Below are 16,551 nucleotides of genomic sequence, written 5' to 3' on the forward strand. Positions count from 1 at the left end.
GATGGCCAGGACCGCCAGCACGATGATGATGACGCTGGCGACCCACCGCCCCGGGTGCCGGACAGGAACGGACTTGATCAGCTCCGGAGCCCCTTCGGGGCCCTGGGCCTTCCTGCGTGCCGCGATGACACTCACTGTGTGACCACCGGGTTGACCTCAGCCTTGGTGACCGCGCCCTCGGTGTTGTTCCAGGCCTTGAGGATCTTGCCATAGGTGCCATCGTCGATCAGCTTGTTCATGACCTTGCCGATGACGTTCGTCAGGGCCATGTCGTTTTTGGCGATCGCGATGCCCTCGGGGGCGCCGTCGTAGACCTTGCCGAGGGTCTGCAGCTGGCCGCCGGTCTGTGACAGGGCGTAGCCGATGATGGGGGAGTCGGCGCTCATGGCGTCGATGCTGCCGTTGACCAGGCGCGTGGTGACGTCCGTCTGGTTCTTCAGCGAGACAATGTCGATGGCGGGCTTGCCGGCCTTGACACAGGCTGCGGAGCGGCCGGACACGTCCGGGTTTTCCTCAATGGTGCCCGTCTGGACGCCGACCTTCTTGCCGCAGAGGTTGTCCATGGTGATGCCCTTGGGGTTGCCCTTCTGGACGGCCCACAGCACGCCGGCATTGAAGTAGCTGACGAAGTTCACGGCCTTGGCACGTTCCGGGTTGATCGTGAAGGAGGAGATGCCGAGGTTGTACTTGGCACCGAGGGACGGCAGGATCGAGGAAAACTCGGCCGTCTGGACCTTGGCCGTCATGCCCAGGGTCGCCGCGATGGCCTTGGCCAGGTCCACGTCATAGCCTTCGGGGGTCTGGCCGTCCGCGCCGCCGAGGAACTCGGCAGGGGCGTAGGAGGTGTCAGTGCCGACGGTCAGGGTGGTCTGGCCCTTCATGGCCGCGGGAAGCTCCGCAATGAGTGCAGGATCCTTGGCCACGGTGCCGGGGTCAAAGGAGGCTGCCGTGGCGCCGCCGGTGCTGCCTGCGCCGGACCCGCCGCCCTGGGACGCGGTGGTGCAGCCTGTCAGTGCCAACGCTGCCACTGCGGCCACGGTTGCCAGGCGAACGGTAAGCCTAGACGAGATTTGCATATTTAACCCTTTGTTTCGAACTGGAGCACAGAGATCAGAATCTAGTGTAACGCCCTGTGATTTGCATCACGGTAAACTATGTTTCACTATCAAACAACTTTATCCGCCAGTGCGCAAGGGCCTTCCCGGGGAAGCTGTCTGAAATCCCGGACGAAATCAGGCATGCAGGCCGAGCGCCTGGAGCATGGGCCGGAACTTGGCCCATGTCTCGGCCAGCTCGGACTCCGGATCGGACGCCTCGACGATGCCGGCGCCGGCGTACAGCCGCACCGAGAAGGGGTCCTCCAGCACCGCCCCGCGCAGGGCGATGCCCCACTCGCCGTTGCCGGCCCCGTCGAGCCAGCCGACGGGCCCGGCATACGGCCCACGGTCCATCTTTTCCAGTTCGAGAATCAGCTCCCCGGCGTTTTCGCGGGGCGTTCCGCACACGGCCGCCGTGGGGTGCAGCGCCTCGACGAGGGCCAGGGAGGTGGGGAGGTGGCCCTCAAAGTCGGCCAGCTCGGCCGTGACGTCGGAGGCCAGGTGCCAGACGTTGGGCAGCTCCAGGATGAACGGTTCGGCCGGAAAGGAAAGGTCCGTGGCGAAGGGCGCAAGCTGCCGGGTCAGGGAACGGACGGCAAAGTCGTGTTCCTGGCGCTGCTTGGCCGAGCCGCCCAGGACCGACGCCGCAAACCCCACCGCGCCGGCCGGTTCGTCGTTGCGGTCCAGGGTGCCGGCGAGCACCCTGGCCTGCGCCGTGGTGCCGTCAACCTTGATCAGCATTTCCGGCGTGGCACCCACCAGGCCGCGCACCCCGTACGTCCAGCATTCGCCGTACAGCTGCACCAATCGTTGCAGGATTGAAACCCGCGAGACCGGTTTTTCAAGGTTCGCCACCACATCGCGGGCCAAAACCACCTTGTCCAGGCCGCCGCGTCCAATGGCGCGGACGCCCTCGGCGACGGTTGCCTTCCACTGCTCCTCGGTGAGCGCCCCGGAACGCACGGTGCCCGCGGCGGGGGGCTCCGGCGTCGTACCGGAACGGCTTCCGGCAGCGTTGGACAGGACGCCGCGCAACAAGGCGTGGGCGGAATCCGCCGTGGGCACCGTGCCGTCCACGGTGAGATGTGTGACCCAGGCAGTGCCGTCGCGGAAGCCCACCACGAGTTCCGGAATGACCAGCACGGACGGGTGCGGGCTGGACTTGGAGAACGCGAAGGAGCCGAAGGCGAGGGGGCCGGTGCCCGGCACGCGGACGGGATCCCGGACCAAGGCGCCCTCCAGCAGCTCCTTCCACCACTGTTCGGCGTCGGCAAAGCGCTCCGGGCCGGTGCCGGAGAACTGGGCGATCTCCCCGTAGCCCAGCAGGCCTTCGCCGCGGCGGAGCCAGCAAAAGGCGTCGGGGGCCAGGAGGTCGGCGGGCGTGGCGGCGGAAAGCCCGTCCAGTGCTGCGGCGTCCAGGGCCGTGGTCAGGGTGCGCAGCGGAAGGGTGCCGGGGGTTGCAGTCATGATGAGTCAAGGTTACTCGTCCACACGCGCGCGCAAAGTTTGAGAGACTAGGGGGGTGAACCGTGCATCCCTTGAGAAGCGTCCGGACGAAGTGGCCGCCATGTTCGACGACGTGGCCCCCCGATACGACATCGTCAACGACATCCTGTCCATGGGGCAGACGCGCCGCTGGCGGCGGGTCGTGGTCGATGCCGTCGATGCCGTTCCCGGCCAGCGCGTGCTGGACCTGGCGGCCGGCACCGGCACCTCCAGCGAGCCCTACGCCGACGCCGGCATCCACGTCGTGGCCTGCGACTTCTCCGTGGGCATGCTCAAGGTGGGCAAGCGCCGCCGCCCGGACATCGACTTCATCGCCGGGGACGCCACCAACCTGCCGTTCGCGGACAACTCCTTCGACGCCACCACCATCTCCTTTGGGCTGCGCAACGTCATCGACCCGAAGAAGGCGCTGCGCGAAATGCTGCGCGTGACCAGGCCCGGGGGCAAGCTGGTGGTGGCCGAGTTCTCCCACCCGACCTTTGCCCCGTGGCGCACCGTCTACACCGAGTACCTGATGCGCGCGCTGCCGGCCGTGGCCCGGAAAACCGCCTCCAACCCCGACGCGTACGTCTACCTGGCCGAGTCGATCCGCGCCTGGCCCAACCAGGACGAACTCTCCGCCTGGCTCCATGAGGCCGGCTGGACGTCCGTGGCGTACCGGAACCTCAGCGGCGGCATTGTGGCCGTGCACCGCGCCGTGAAACCGGCCTAGCGGTCCCCGTGAAGGTACTTGTTGTCGGCGCCGGCCCGGCCGGATCCACCGCCGCCTGGCACCTGGCCTCCGCCGGGACCGAGGTCACGGTCCTGGAGAAGACCCGTTTCCCCCGCGAGAAGGTGTGCGGCGACGGGCTCACGCCCCGCGCCGTGCGGGAAATGCAGCTCATGGGCCTGCCGCACCCGGCCGGGGACGGCTGGCGGCGGAACAAGGGGCTGCGCCTCATTGCCGGCGGCCGCACCGTCGAGGTGCCCTGGCCGGAGCTTTCCAACTTCCCCGACTACGGGCTGATCCGCACCCGGCTGGGCTTTGACGAGGCCCTGGCCCGCCATGCCCAGGCCGCCGGCGCTTCGGTCCTGGAGGGCCATGCGGTCACCGGGGCCCTGACGGACGACGCCGGAACCGTGGTGGGTGCCCGGGCGTCGCTTGTGGACGGGGAGGGGCGGAAGACGGGGGAGACGCGGGACTTTTTCGCCGACGTCGTGCTGGCCGCCGACGGCAACTCAACCCGGACGGCCGTCTCCCTGGGCCTGCAGAAGCGCGACGACCGGCCCATGGGCGTGGCCTGCCGCACCTACTTCACCTCCCCGCGGCACAACGACGACTGGATGGAAGGCTGGCTGGAGCTGGCGGCGCCGTCCAAGGCGGGCCGGCCCGGCAAGCCGCTCCCCGGCTACGGCTGGGTGTTCGGCGTGGGCGACGGCACCTCCAACGTGGGCCTGGGCATCCTGAACTCATCCAAGGAATTCGGCAAGCTGGACTACCGTTCCGTGCTGCGCGAGTGGACGGCCTCCATGCCTGCGGAATGGGGGTTCACGCCGGAAAACCAGGTGGGGCCCATCCGCGGCGCCGCCCTGCCCATGGGCTTCAACCGCACCCCGCACTACTCCGACGGGCTGATGCTGCTCGGCGATGCCGGCGGCATGGTCAGCCCCTTCAACGGCGAGGGCATTTCCTACGCCATGGAGTCGGCCCGCTTCGCGGCGGAATTCATTGTCCGCGCGGCCGGGACCAACTCGCGGCTGGCCGCGAACCATGCCCTCGCCGGCTACAGTGCCCATGTCCGCGGGCAGTGGGGCAGCCACTTCACCCTGGGCCGCATCTTTGCGGGACTGATCGGCAACCCGGCCATCATGAAGCTGGCCCTGCGCACGGGCATGCCGCTCCCGGCCCTCATGCGCTTTGTGGTGCGGCTCATGGCCAACCTTACGGACCCCGGTGAACGCGGTTTTGAGGATAGAGTGATTCATCTACTGGAGAAGCTGGTGCCCGCCACCGGCAACCAAGGCACGACCCGTGACGTCCACGCAACATCCCTTCCAATAGTTAGTGTTAAGCAGTGACTACTTCCGCAGACCATAGCTGGACCCATGCCGGACACGGGCGTACCGATTCCGCGGACGCCAATCCCAGCACCATGGCCATTGCCACCGCCCTGCAATTGCCTGCCGGATTCACCGCCGTCGCCGATGACCCGGAGCTGGGGCCCTCCATCGCGCTGCGCATGGCGAAGGTGGAAAAGGTCCTGCGGGAGGCCATCGCCAACTCCGACCCCCTGGCCGACGCCACGAGCCGCCACCTGGTGGAGGCCGGCGGCAAGCGCATCCGCCCGCTGCTGGTGCTCCTGGCCGCCCACCTGGGGGACGCAGGCAGGCCGGAAGTGGTGCAGGCCGCCGTCGTGGTCGAACTGACGCACCTGGCCACGCTCTACCACGACGACGTGATGGACTCCGCCCCCTACCGCCGCGGTGCGCCCACGGCCCACGAGGTGTGGGGCAACACGGTGGCCATCCTCACCGGCGACCTCATTTTTGCCCGCGCCTCCATCCTGGTATCCGAGCTGGGCGGCCGGGCGCTGGAAATCCAGGCCCGCACCTTTGAACGCCTGTGCCTGGGCCAGCTGCACGAGACCGTGGGGCCGCGCGAGGACCAGGACCCCGTGGAGCACTACCTGTCCGTGATTGCAGACAAGACCGGCTCGCTCGTGGCCGCCTCCGGGCAGCTTGGCGCCATCTTTGCCGGCGTGCCCGAGGAACTGCAGGACGTCATGCTGGAGTACGGCGAAAAGGTGGGCATCGCGTTCCAGCTGGCCGACGACGTCATTGACGTCACGGGGCTCAAGCAGGTGTCCGGGAAGTCGCCGGGCACGGACCTGCGCGAAGGCGTGCCCACGCTGCCGGTGCTGCTGCTGCGCAAGGCCGCTGCGGCGGGCGATGCCGCCGCCGCCTCCGTGCTGGCGCTCGTGGAGGGCGACCTCAGCAGCGACGAGGCGCTGGCGGAGGCCGTGGCGGCGCTGCGCGAACACCCCGTGACCGCCGAGTCCTGGACCGTGGCGCGCGAATGGTCGGCCCAGGCCATCGCCGCCCTGGCCCCGTTGCCTGACGGCATGGTCAAGTCGGCGCTGGCCAGCTTTGCCGAGGCCGTGGTGGACCGCGACGTCTAGCCCAGGTTCAGGCCGGTGACGGCCCCGCCGTGCGGGGGTCAGTCGTCGTCTTCGTCGTCGTTGAAGACCCAGTCGAGCATGTCGAGGACAAACTCGCTGAACGTGCCTTCCTCGTTGACCCACTCGCCGGTGGCGTTGTTGCGGCGCCACACGATCGGGTCGGGGACATCGGCCTGGTCCGCCCGCATGCCCCAGGTGTAGGCCTCGTCCTCGTCCTCCAGGAACAAAAGGTAGCCGTCCTCGATTTCGAGCTCTTCCGGATCCCAGAAGTAGTAGTAGGCCTCCATGAGTTCTTCACAGTTGCCCACGGCGTTGAGGAATTCCTGCAGGGCCTGGGGGACGGTGAGGTCCAGTTCGGCAAAAATGCTGTCCAGGTCCTCCCGGTCGATCCCGTCCGCTTTCTGCCACGGTTCGCCCAGGTACAGGGGAACCAGGCCACGGAACTTCTCAACAAAGATGTCGGACATTCAATACTCCAGGATCGGCGATTGTTGTTTCCCCAATCCTAGCCGCGACGGAATCGCGGTCGTGCCCAGCTGCGGGCCGCCAGGGGCGCGTGCCAGTGGAAGTGCAGGGCCAGCATGCGCAGGGCGAAGACCACCACCGCGACAACAGTCCCCGTGACCAGGTTCAGCCAGCCCAGGTACCACAGGCCCGTGGCCAGGGCCGAACCCAGGAGTGCCGGAATGGCGTACATGGTCTTCGGGTCGAAGACGCTCGGCACCTGGTCTGCCGTGATGTCGCGCAGGATTCCGCCGCCCACCGCCGTCGCCACGCCCAGCAGGATCGCGGCGGCCGCGTTCATGCCGGCCTCCAGCGCCTTCAGCGAACCGGTGATGCAGAACAGGGCCAGCCCGCCGGCGTCGAACATCAACACGAGCCGGCTGACGCGTTGCACGCCGCCCACCACGAGGTACACCATCAGGGCGGCCAGCAGCGGCGCCGCCAGGTAAATGGGGTTGCTGAAGGCGGCGGGCGGCCCGGCGTTGAGGATGAAGTCGCGGACCACGCCGCCACCCAGTCCCACAAGGGATCCCAGCAGCACCGAGCCCACCAGGTCAAAACCCTTCCGGACCGCCAGCAGTGAACCGGAGACGGCGAAGAAAAAGCAGCCCGCGAGGTCCAGGATCAGTGGAATGTCAAGGTGCACGGGTCACTTCCTTGGGTCGGAGGGTCGGCGGAGCGGCCGCGGAGGGCCGGTTCAAGCGTACGGCGGCCGACTGCAGGGCAACCATCAGCGGTCCCGGACGCGCCGGGCGCACGCCCCCACGGCCGTGAAATGTCGATACGCTGGCACCATGGACAACGCCGTCGCGCAACCTCTCATCCACATCAAGGATTTTCGCATGCAGTTTGGCGAGAACACCGTCATTGACGGGCTCTCCTTCGACGTGGCGCGCGGGGAGACGTTTGGTTTCCTGGGCAGCAACGGCAGCGGGAAGACCACCACGATCCGGGCCCTGCTGGGCATCTACCGGCCCACGTCCGGCACCCTGGAAATCAACGGCCGGGTGTTCAGCGACGACTATGGGGCCCGGCTCGGGTACCTGCCCGAAGAGCGCGGACTGTACAAAAAGGAGTCCGTGCTGGACGTCATGACGTACTTTGGCCGGCTCAAGGGCCTCTCCCGGGCGGATTCACAAAGGTTTTCCCGCGACTACCTGGACCGGGTGGACCTGGCCGACAAGGCGGATGTGCGCGTGGACAAGCTTTCCGGCGGACAGCAGCAAAAGATCCAGCTCGGCGTCACCATCATGAACAATCCGGAACTGTTGATCCTGGACGAACCCACCAAGGGCTTTGACCCGGTGAACCGCAGGCTGCTGATGGACATCATCGAGGACAGGAAGAAGGCCGGCGCCACCGTCGTGATGGTCACGCACCAGATGGAGGAGGTGGAACGGCTGTGCGACCGGATCATCCTGCTCAAGGACGGAAGGAGCGAGGCCTACGGCACCATTGACGAGGTGCAGAACCAGTTTGGCGGGCGCACCGTGCGGCTGAAGTTCTCCGGAACCCTCCCCCCGTCACCGAATTTCCGGGTGGTGCTGGCGGACACCAACTATGCCGAGCTGGCCCTGGACGACTCCGCCGACGAAGCGCAGGTGTTGCGCGAACTGGTCCATTCCGGGATGCTGGTCCGCAGCTTTGTGGCGGCAAAGCGCAGCCTGGACGACATCTTCATCCAGGTCTATGGGGAAAATTCCACGGCCGAAGCGGCGGCGATCTAGCATGGCACGGCACAACCTGGGCACCGTGGTGCAGTTTGAATTCACCCGCACCATCAAGAAACGCCGGTTCTGGATTGCCACGCTGGCCATCCCGGCGCTGCTGGCCATCGTGTTTGGGCTCGTGTTCGCCAGCAGTTCCAGCACCAAGTCCCTGTCCGAGGCGCAAAAGAACGACAAGCTCAGCTTCAGCTACACGGACGCCTCCGCGCTGCTGGACCCCGCCATAGCCCGGGCCATGGGAGGGCAGGTGGAGACGGATCCGGGGACCGCCGTCGAACGTGTCCGGGAGGGCAGGCTCAACGCCTACTTCAGCTTCCCGGCCAGCCTCACCGAGGGCCAGGTGAAGGTGTACGGCACGGACCACGGCATTTTCAAGAACGGCACCTACGAGGCGGTGGCCAGGCAGCTGGTGGTCCTCTCCGCACGGGAAAAGGTGGGCTCGGCGGAGCTGGCGGCCGCCGTGCAGGGGACGTTCAGCACGCAGGCGGAAACCTTCAAGGACGGGCAGGTCTCCGGCGGGCTGGAAACCGTGGTGCCGCCGCTGCTGTTCCTGGTGCTGTTTTACGTGGTGATCATCCTGCTGGCGAACCAGATGCTGGCGTCCACGCTGGAGGAGAAGGAAAACCGGGTCACGGAGATGATCCTCACCACGCTGAACCCGACCACGCTGGTGGTGGGCAAGGTGGTCTCGCTGTTTTTGGTGGGCACGGTGCAGGCCGTGGTGTTTGCCGCGCCGATGGTCCTTGGCTACGTGTTTTTCCGCGACCAGCTGGCCATGCCCAACTTTGACATCTCGCACCTGCAAATCCAGTTCTGGCCCATGCTGGTGGGCGCCCTGCTGTTCATTGGCGGGTTCATCCTCTTCACCGGCGTGTTGGTGGCCATCGGTGCGGTGATGCCGACGGCGAAGGATGCCAGCACCGTGTTCGCCCCGGTCATGATCATGATGTTCATCCCGTTTTACATCGTGACCATGGTGGTCAGCGACCCCGGCAACGTCATCGTCCAGATCTTTACCTTCTTCCCGTTCACCGCCCCCATCACGGCCATGCTGCGCAATGGCTTCGGCTCGCTCAACGCGGCCTCGGCGGCGGTGGTCATTGCCGAGCTGTTTGCCTTCGGCGCGCTGGCCCTGCGCCTGGCCGTGCACCTGTTCCGTTACGGCTCCATCGAATATTCGCGCAAGCTCTCGTTGCGCACCGCCTTCGCCAGAAGGCGCTGAACCATGCAGCGCCGCGTGCTGTGGGTGGCGGTCCTGGCATCGTTCGTGGCGTTCCTCGACGGCGCCATCGTCAATGTGGCGCTGCCGGCCCTGACCCGGGAGCTGGGCGGGGGCCTGACCACCCAGCAGTGGGTGGTGGACGCCTACCTGCTGGCCCTGGGTTCGCTGATCCTCATTGCCGGCTCGTTGTCCGACACCCTGGGCCGCGTCCGGGTCCTGCGCGCCGGGCTGCTCATATTTGGCGTTGCTTCCCTGGCCTGCGCCGTGGCGCCCACCGCGCTGGTGCTGATCCTGGCGCGCTGCGTGCAGGGCGCGGGCGCGGCGCTGCTGGTGCCCAGCTCACTGGCGCTGATCACCTCCACGTTCAGCGGGACCGCGCAGGGCAAGGCGATCGGCTCCTGGACGGCCTGGACCGGCACCGCGTTCCTGGCGGGCCCGCTGCTGGGCGGGCTGCTCGTGGACTTCGCCAGCTGGCGGTTCATCTTCGCCGTCAACGTCCTGCCGATTGCCGCCACGCTGGTGCTGCTGCGCGGGCTGGCGCTGCCTTCCGCGGACGACGCCGGTGCTGCCGCCGGCTCCCCGGGGCGGGTGGACGTCCCGGGTGCGCTGCTGGCCTCCGCCGGACTGGCCGGGACGGTGTTTGCCCTGATCGAGCAGGACCGGTTGGGCTGGGGCAGCCCCGCCGTGGTTGTCCCGTTCGTGCTGGGGTTGGCTGCGCTGGCCGTGTTCCTGTGGTGGGAAGGGCGCACGCGGGCGCCCATGATGCCGCTGGGCCTGTTCCGCATCAGGAATTTTGGCATCGGCAACGTTGCCACCACCTTCATCTATGCCGGGGCGTCCCTGGGCGGGCTGATGATGGTGCTGTTCCTGCAGGAGGTGGCCGGCTTCCCGGCGGCGCTGGCCGGGCTGGCGTCGATGCCCACCGCCGTCGTCATGCTGTTGCTGGCCGGCCGGTTTGGGACCCTGGCCGGCAAATACGGCCCGAGGCTGTTCATGACGGCGGGGCCCATCCTGGCCGGTGCCGGCTACCTGCTGATGGCCACCACCTCCCGGCCGTTCAATTTTTGGCTGCATATCCTGCCGGGCCTCCTGGTGTTCTCCGTGGGCATGTCCGTCACGGTGGCGCCGCTGACCTCGGCCATCCTGGGGGCGGTGCGGCCGGCGCAAAGCGGGATTGGATCGGCCATCAACAATGCGGTGTCCCGGGTGGCGGGCCTGGTCGCTGTGGCGCTCGCGGGCGCCATGCTGGGCGGTGTGCTGGACTTTGGGTCGTTCCGGCGCATTGTGGCCATCACCGCCGGCATGTTCATTGCCGGGGGCGTTGTTTCCGCGTTCGGGATTACGAACAGGGCCGCGGCGGAGGTGCCCGCGGCGGCGGTGGCCGTGGAGGAGGGCAAGCCAGACACCGGTGACACACCTTGATTGACGTACATTGAACAGAATGATGCAAACGACTTTGGGAGGTGGGCCCGTGGCGGAGGGCAGCACAGGCACAGGCGACGCCGGCACGACGGTCATGATCGCCTGCGCCCACGGCACGAACAACGCAGACGGCCGGGCCCGGATCAACCGGCTCCGGGCCGACATCGCGGACCTCCGCCCCGGATTGGCGGTGCTGGAAGCCTACGTGGACGTCCAGGAACCGGCGCTCCCGGAGGTGATGGCGGGGCTGCCCGCCGGGATGCGGGCCGTCGTCGTGCCCCTTCTGCTGACGGTGGGGTTCCACGTCCAGGTGGACATTGCCCACGCCGTGGCACGCCGGCCCGGCTCGCTCGCGGCGGCGCCGCTGGGCCCGGACCCGCGCCTGGCCAAGCTGCTTGACGAGCGGCTGGGGGCGCTGCCTGCACACTGGGGGATCGTCCTGGCGGCGGCCGGCTCCTCCCGGCCGGAAGCGGCCGGGCAGATCGAGGTGCTGGCTGCCGACCTTGCCGTCCGCAGGCCCGAAACGGTGCTGGCCGCCTATGGTGCCAGCGCCAAACCAACCGTGCCCGACGCCGTGGCGCAGCTGCGCGCGCAGGGTGCGGCCGGCGTCGCCGTCGCCTCCTACCTGCTGGCACCGGGGTACTTCCACGACCAGCTGGGCACGGCCGGCGCGGACCGGGTCAGCGAGCCGCTGCTGCCCTCGCCCCTGGTGGCGCAGCTGGCACTGGAACACTTTGACGCAGCCGTGGCCGCTGCAGCGCGAAAAGCCGGGCAGGGCGCCTCCTGACCCGCTGGCCCCGCCGCCGGCACGACATCCCAGCCCAGCACACCCGGCGCCCAAACGGGGCACGTGACGAAATATTGCCCAAGGTGAACCCGCGTTGCACCGCCTTCCTGCCGCCGGCAACAGGCAACCTACGCTCGTTTCATGACACAGACAGTTCTCGCCGGAGCGGCCGCCCCCGGCACGGAAAACAGCCCCGCCGCCGAGTCCGCCGGGACGCCGGCACAGCGCCCCGTCCGCGCCCGCCCCGCCGCCAAGCCCCACGGCCAGTGGAAGGTGGACGGCAAGGCTCCGCTGAACCCTGTCGAGGTGTGGAAGCAGGAAGACGACGGGCTCTCCGTGCGCCACCGCATCGAGACGATCTACTCCAAGCAGGGCTTCGATTCGATCGCCGACGACGACCTGCACGGGCGGTTCCGCTGGTGGGGCCTGTACACGCAGCGCAAGCAGGGGATCGACGGCGGCAAGACGGCCCAGCTGGAACCGCACGAGCTCGAGGACAGCTACCTCATGATGCGGGTGCGCACCGACGGCGGCAAGCTCACCACCGAACAGCTGCGCGTCATCGGCCAGATTTCCATTGATTTTGCCCGCAACACGGCGGACTTGACCAACCGCCAGAACATCCAGTTCCACTGGATCGAGGTTGAGAACATTCCGGAGATCTGGCGCCGCCTCGAAGCAGTGGGCCTGCAAACCACCGAGGCCTGCGGCGACGTGCCCCGCGGCATGCTCGGATCCCCCGTTGCCGGCATCGCCAAGGCCGAGATCATCGACCCCACCGGATTCCTGCAGGAACTGCGCGAGCGCTACATTGGCAACCCGCAGTTTTCCAACCTGCCGCGCAAGTACAAGACCTCCATCACCGGCTACCCGGACCACGACACGATCCACGAAATCAACGACATTTCCTTTGTGGGCGTGCAGCATCCGGAACTGGGCCCCGGCTACGACCTGTGGGTGGGCGGCGGACTCTCCACCGCACCCCGCCTGGCCAAGCGCGTTGGCGTGTTTGTGCCGCCGGAGCAGGGCCCCGCCGTGTGGGAGGGCGTCACCAGCATCTTCCGCGACTACGGCTACCGGCGCATGCGCAACAAGGCCCGGCTGAAGTTCCTGGTGGAGGACTGGGGGCCGGAGAAGTTCCGCCAGGTCCTCGAGGACGAATACCTGGGCCACAAGCTGCCCGACGGCGTGGCCCCGCCCAAGGCCAAAGTCAACGGCGACCACGTTGGCGTCCACGAGCAAAAGGACGGCAACTTCTTCATCGGCGCCGCCCCGTGCGTGGGCCGCTTCTCCGGCACGGGCATGCTGGCCCTGGCGGACCTGCTGGAAGCCCACGGCTCCCACCGCCTGCGCACCACCCCGCTGCAGAAGATCATCGCCCTGGACATTCCCAGGGACCACGTTGAGCCGGTCATTGCCGGCATGGATGAAATTGGGCTCTCCGCCCGGCCCTCCGTCTTCCGCCGCAACACCATGGCGTGCACAGGCGTCGAATTTTGCAAGCTGGCCATCGTGAACACGAAGGACACGGCCATCAACATCATTTCCGAACTCGAGGAGCGCCTGGCCGACCTGGTCGACGCCGGGGAACTCGAGGAGCCGCTCACCCTGTACCTCAACGGCTGCCCCAACTCCTGCGCCCGCATCCAGACGGCAGACATTGGCCTGAAGGGCATTGTTGTCCCCACGGACGACGGCGGCACCCAGGGGGGCTTCCAGGTCCACCTCGGCGGCGGCTTGTCCTCGCACAACCGTGAGGAGGCCGGCCTTGGCCGCACCGTCCGCGGTTTGAAGGTGGCCATCCCCGACCTGCCCGACTACGTGGAGCGCGTCATTCGCAGCTACGTCAACAACAAGCTGGCAGGGGAAACCTTCGCAGAATTCGCCCACAGGGTTGATGAGGAGCTGCTGAAATGAGTGCCAACCCACTGACCCCGCTGGTCGAGCCTGTCGAGACCGCGCTCCGCTCCCACACCGAACTCCAGGCGCTCGCCGAGGCGGGAGCCGCGGCACTGGCCTGGGACGCGTCCGCGAAGGAGGTCATCGCCTGGGTGGCGAAGAACTTCGAAACGCAAGCGGCCGCCGTCGCCTGTTCCATGGCCGACGCCGTGCTGCCGGCCCTGGTTGCCGACCAGCTGCCCGGCGTTGACGTGCTGTTCCTGGACACCGGCTACCACTTCCCGGAAACCTACGCCACGCGCAACGAGGTGGCGGAAAACCTGCGGGTGAACGTCGTCGACGTCCTGCCGGAGCACACCGTGGCCGAACAAGACTCGCTGCTGGGCCGGGACCTGTTTGCCCGCGACCCCGGCCGCTGCTGTGCCCTGCGCAAGGTGGCACCCCTGCACAAGGCCCTCGCCGGCTATGAGCTGTGGTTCACCGGCGTGCGCCGCGACGAGGCCCCCACCCGCACCAACACGCCGCTGGTCAGCTGGGATGAAAAGAACGGCCTGGTCAAGGTCAACCCGGTGGCCACCTGGTCCGCCGAGGACCTGGCCGGCTACTCCGAGGACAACCTCCTGCCCGTCAATCCGCTGCTGGGCCAGGGCTACCCGTCCATCGGCTGCGCACCCTGCACCAAGAAAGTGGCCCCCGGCGCGGACCCCAGGTCCGGCCGCTGGGCCGGCACCTCCAAGACAGAATGCGGGCTACACACATGAGCACCCAAACAACAGAACCGACGCTGGTCGAGCCTGATTCGCCGGTCGAGCCCCAAACGCTCCCCGGCCTCGCAAGCCCGGCAGGGGACCCCTCGCGTCCGGGGCCCCAAGTCGAGACCCTGGACTCCCTGGACCTCCTCGAATCCGAGGCGATCCACATCATCCGCGAGGTCGTTGCCGAGTTTGAGCGCCCCGCGCTGCTGTTCTCCGGCGGCAAGGACTCGGTGCTCATGCTGCACCTGGCCACGAAGGCATTCTGGCCGGGCAAGGTCCCGTTCCCCGTGCTGCACGTGGACACCGGCCACAACTTCCCCGAGGTCATCGATTTCCGCGACCGCACGGTGGAACGGCTGGGCCTGCGCCTGGAAGTGGGCTCCGTGCAGGAGTTCATCGACAGCGGCGAGCTGGCCGAGCGCGCTGACGGCACCCGCAACCCGCTCCAGACCGTGCCACTGCTGGACGCCATCGCCCGCAACAGGTTTGACGCCGTCTTTGGCGGCGGCCGCCGCGACGAGGACAAGGCGCGCGCCAAGGAGCGCATCCTGTCCCTCCGCGACGAGTTCGGCCAGTGGGACCCGCGCAACCAGCGCCCCGAACTGTGGAACCTGTACAACGGCCGCCACACGGTGGGCCAGCACGTGCGGGCCTTCCCCATCAGCAACTGGACCGAGCTGGATGTGTGGCGCTACATCGCCCGCGAAAACATTGAGCTGCCGGGCCTGTACTACGCCCACGAGCGCGAGGTGTTTGAACGCGACGGCATGTGGCGTGCCGTGGGCGAGGTGTCCCAGCCGCGCCCCGATGAGGAAGTGGTCATCAAGCAGGTCCGCTACCGCACGGTGGGTGACATGTCCTGCACCGGTGCCGTGGCCTCCAGCGCCGCCACCGTCCACGACGTGGTGCGCGAAGTGGCCGCCTCAACCCTGACCGAACGTGGCGCCACCCGGGCCGATGACCGCATCTCCGAGGCCGCCATGGAAGACCGCAAGAAGGACGGGTACTTCTAATGAGCACTTCAACCAACCCGCTGGTCGAGCCTGTCGAGGCCCCTGTCGGCACCCTGTTCCGCTTCGCCACGGCCGGCTCCGTCGACGACGGCAAGTCCACCCTGGTGGGCCGGCTGCTCCACGACTCCAAGGCCATCCTGGCCGACACGCTCGACGCCGTGACCCGCACGTCCGCGGACCGGGGCTTCGGCGGAGAAAACGGCAGCACGCAAAAGATCGACCTGGCCCTGCTGACCGACGGCCTGCGCGCCGAGCGCGAACAGGGCATCACGATCGACGTGGCCTACCGCTACTTCGCCACGGACCGGCGCAGCTTCATCCTCGCCGACTGCCCCGGGCACATCCAGTACACCAAGAACACGGTGACGGGCGCGTCCACGGCTGACGCCGTCGTCGTGCTCATCGATGCCCGCAAGGGCGTGTTGGAGCAGACCCGCAGGCACCTGTCCGTGCTGCGCCTGCTGCGCGTGCCCAGCGTGGTGGTGGCAGTGAACAAGATCGACCTCGTCGATTTCAGCGAGGACACCTTCGGTGCCATTGAGGCGCAGGTGCAGGGCGTGGCCGAGCAGATCGGCGTCACCGATGTGCTGGTGGTGCCCGTGTCCGCGCTGGAGGGCGACAACGTGGTGGAACGCTCCGCCCGCACCCCCTGGTACACGGGCCCCAGCCTGCTGGAAATCCTGGAGACGCTGCCCACCCTGGACGAGGTGGAGCGCGGCCTGGAGCCGTTCCGCTTCCCGGTCCAGCTGGTGATCCGTCCGCAGGGTGCGCTGGCCCCCGGGCTGGTTTCCGCCGACGACGCCGGCGCCTCCTTCCGTGACTACCGCGCCTATGCGGGCCAAGTGGCGTCCGGGTCGGTGGCCGTGGGTGAGGACATCACGGTCCTGCCGTCCGGACGGAGGGCCACCGTGGTTGGCATCGACTTTGCGGGGCGTTCGCTGGAACGGGCCGTGGCGCCGCAGTCGGTCTCGCTGCGCCTGAGCGAGGAGATCGACATTGCCCGCGGCGACCTGATCGCCGCGACGGGCACCTTTGGCGAAACGAGCCAGGACCTGTACGCGGAACTGTGCTGGCTCTCGGCCAAGCCGCTGCGCGAAGGTGCCAAGGTGCTCATCAAGCACGGCAGCAGGACCGTCCAGGGCCTCATCCGGGCCGTGACGGGCAAGCTGGACCTGGAATCCTTTGGGCTGGAGGCCGCCTCCGGGCTGGAGCTGAATGACATCGGCACGGCCCAGATCCGGCTGTCCTCGGCACTGCCGGTCGAGACGTATGCGCTGCACCGGCGCACGGGCGCGTTCCTGGTGGTGGACCCGCAGGACGGCAACACGCTGGCCGCAGGCCTGGTGCGGGACCACCCCGGAGACCACGAGGACGAACGCTACGTGATCTAGCGGTCCGGTGGTCGAGCCGTGCGCCCGGGTGCGGGACGCACCCAAGGAGGGAACGCCGTCGTCCATTAAC

15 protein-coding genes are annotated in these 16,551 nt (G+C 67.9%); 11 read left to right on the plus strand and 4 right to left on the minus strand.

The annotated features are described in order from the left end of the window. Positions 1–131 precede the first annotated feature (131 nt). Both G6035_RS18185 and G6035_RS18190 read right to left on the minus strand, forming a co-directional pair. On the minus strand, positions 132–1,028 hold the full coding sequence (locus G6035_RS18185; RefSeq protein WP_256883739.1) for an ABC transporter substrate-binding protein: 897 nt from the start codon (positions 1,026–1,028) through the stop codon (positions 132–134). Between the two features lie 204 nt (positions 1,029–1,232). Further along, complete coding sequence (locus tag G6035_RS18190; protein ID WP_176618518.1) at positions 1,233–2,564, minus strand: isochorismate synthase MenF; 1,332 nt, start codon at positions 2,562–2,564, stop codon at positions 1,233–1,235. A 55-nt stretch (positions 2,565–2,619) separates the two neighbouring features. Between G6035_RS18190 and G6035_RS18195 the strand changes: the two genes are divergently transcribed. The 3 genes from G6035_RS18195 to G6035_RS18205 are packed head-to-tail and all read left to right on the plus strand — an operon-like array spanning position 2,620 to position 5,761. Beyond that, on the plus strand, positions 2,620–3,315 hold the full coding sequence (locus G6035_RS18195; RefSeq protein WP_176618519.1) for a demethylmenaquinone methyltransferase: 696 nt from the start codon (positions 2,620–2,622) through the stop codon (positions 3,313–3,315). An 8-nt stretch (positions 3,316–3,323) separates the two neighbouring features. Next, the gene (locus tag G6035_RS18200) at positions 3,324–4,661 is read left to right on the plus strand and encodes a geranylgeranyl reductase family protein (RefSeq protein WP_176618520.1); all 1,338 of its coding nucleotides are present in this window, start codon (positions 3,324–3,326) and stop codon (positions 4,659–4,661) included. Continuing rightward, positions 4,658–5,761 carry a polyprenyl synthetase family protein gene (locus G6035_RS18205; protein ID WP_176618521.1) on the plus strand — a complete coding sequence of 368 codons (1,104 nt, stop codon included), beginning with the start codon at positions 4,658–4,660 and terminating at the stop codon, positions 5,759–5,761. Before G6035_RS18200 ends, G6035_RS18205 begins: the two co-directional genes overlap by 4 nt. Before the next feature lie 38 nt (positions 5,762–5,799). Here the strand turns inward: G6035_RS18205 and G6035_RS18210 are convergent, their stop codons facing one another. Both G6035_RS18210 and G6035_RS18215 read right to left on the minus strand, forming a co-directional pair. After that, the gene (locus G6035_RS18210) at positions 5,800–6,228 is read right to left on the minus strand and encodes a hypothetical protein (RefSeq protein ID WP_176618522.1); all 429 of its coding nucleotides are present in this window, start codon (positions 6,226–6,228) and stop codon (positions 5,800–5,802) included. A 38-nt stretch (positions 6,229–6,266) separates the two neighbouring features. After that, positions 6,267–6,911, minus strand: coding sequence for a TRIC cation channel family protein (locus G6035_RS18215; protein ID WP_176618523.1), 645 nt, complete (start codon positions 6,909–6,911; stop codon positions 6,267–6,269). 148 nt (positions 6,912–7,059) lie between these two features. On the opposite strand from G6035_RS18215, the gene G6035_RS18220 reads away from it, so the two are divergent. From G6035_RS18220 to G6035_RS18255, 8 genes are all read left to right on the plus strand, one after another. Further along, complete coding sequence (locus G6035_RS18220) at positions 7,060–7,992, plus strand: ABC transporter ATP-binding protein (protein ID WP_256128106.1); 933 nt, start codon at positions 7,060–7,062, stop codon at positions 7,990–7,992. A gap of 1 nt (position 7,993) precedes the next feature. Next, the gene (locus G6035_RS18225) at positions 7,994–9,214 is read left to right on the plus strand and encodes an ABC transporter permease (RefSeq protein WP_176618524.1); all 1,221 of its coding nucleotides are present in this window, start codon (positions 7,994–7,996) and stop codon (positions 9,212–9,214) included. A gap of 3 nt (positions 9,215–9,217) precedes the next feature. Continuing rightward, positions 9,218–10,636, plus strand: coding sequence for an MFS transporter (locus tag G6035_RS18230; protein ID WP_176618525.1), 1,419 nt, complete (start codon positions 9,218–9,220; stop codon positions 10,634–10,636). Between the two features lie 19 nt (positions 10,637–10,655). Next, positions 10,656–11,423 carry a sirohydrochlorin chelatase gene (locus tag G6035_RS18235; protein WP_256128107.1) on the plus strand — a complete coding sequence of 256 codons (768 nt, stop codon included), beginning with the start codon at positions 10,656–10,658 and terminating at the stop codon, positions 11,421–11,423. Between the two features lie 141 nt (positions 11,424–11,564). After that, positions 11,565–13,340 carry a nitrite/sulfite reductase gene (locus tag G6035_RS18240; protein WP_176618526.1) on the plus strand — a complete coding sequence of 592 codons (1,776 nt, stop codon included), beginning with the start codon at positions 11,565–11,567 and terminating at the stop codon, positions 13,338–13,340. Next, positions 13,337–14,083 (plus strand): phosphoadenylyl-sulfate reductase, encoded by a 747-nt coding sequence (locus tag G6035_RS18245; protein WP_176618527.1) that lies wholly within the window; start codon positions 13,337–13,339, stop codon positions 14,081–14,083. The genes G6035_RS18240 and G6035_RS18245 overlap by 4 nt, the downstream gene beginning before the upstream one ends. Beyond that, positions 14,080–15,090 (plus strand): sulfate adenylyltransferase subunit CysD, encoded by a 1,011-nt coding sequence (cysD, locus tag G6035_RS18250; RefSeq protein ID WP_176618528.1) that lies wholly within the window; start codon positions 14,080–14,082, stop codon positions 15,088–15,090. Before G6035_RS18245 ends, cysD begins: the two co-directional genes overlap by 4 nt. Further along, entirely contained in the window at positions 15,090–16,481 is a 1,392-nt protein-coding gene (locus tag G6035_RS18255) for a sulfate adenylyltransferase subunit 1 (RefSeq protein WP_176618529.1), read from the plus strand. Before cysD ends, G6035_RS18255 begins: the two co-directional genes overlap by 1 nt. Positions 16,482–16,551: the final 70 nt, after the last annotated feature.

The sequence above is a fragment of the Arthrobacter sp. SDTb3-6 genome (genome assembly GCF_013376095.1).
Lineage (GTDB): Bacteria > Actinomycetota > Actinomycetes > Actinomycetales > Micrococcaceae > Specibacter.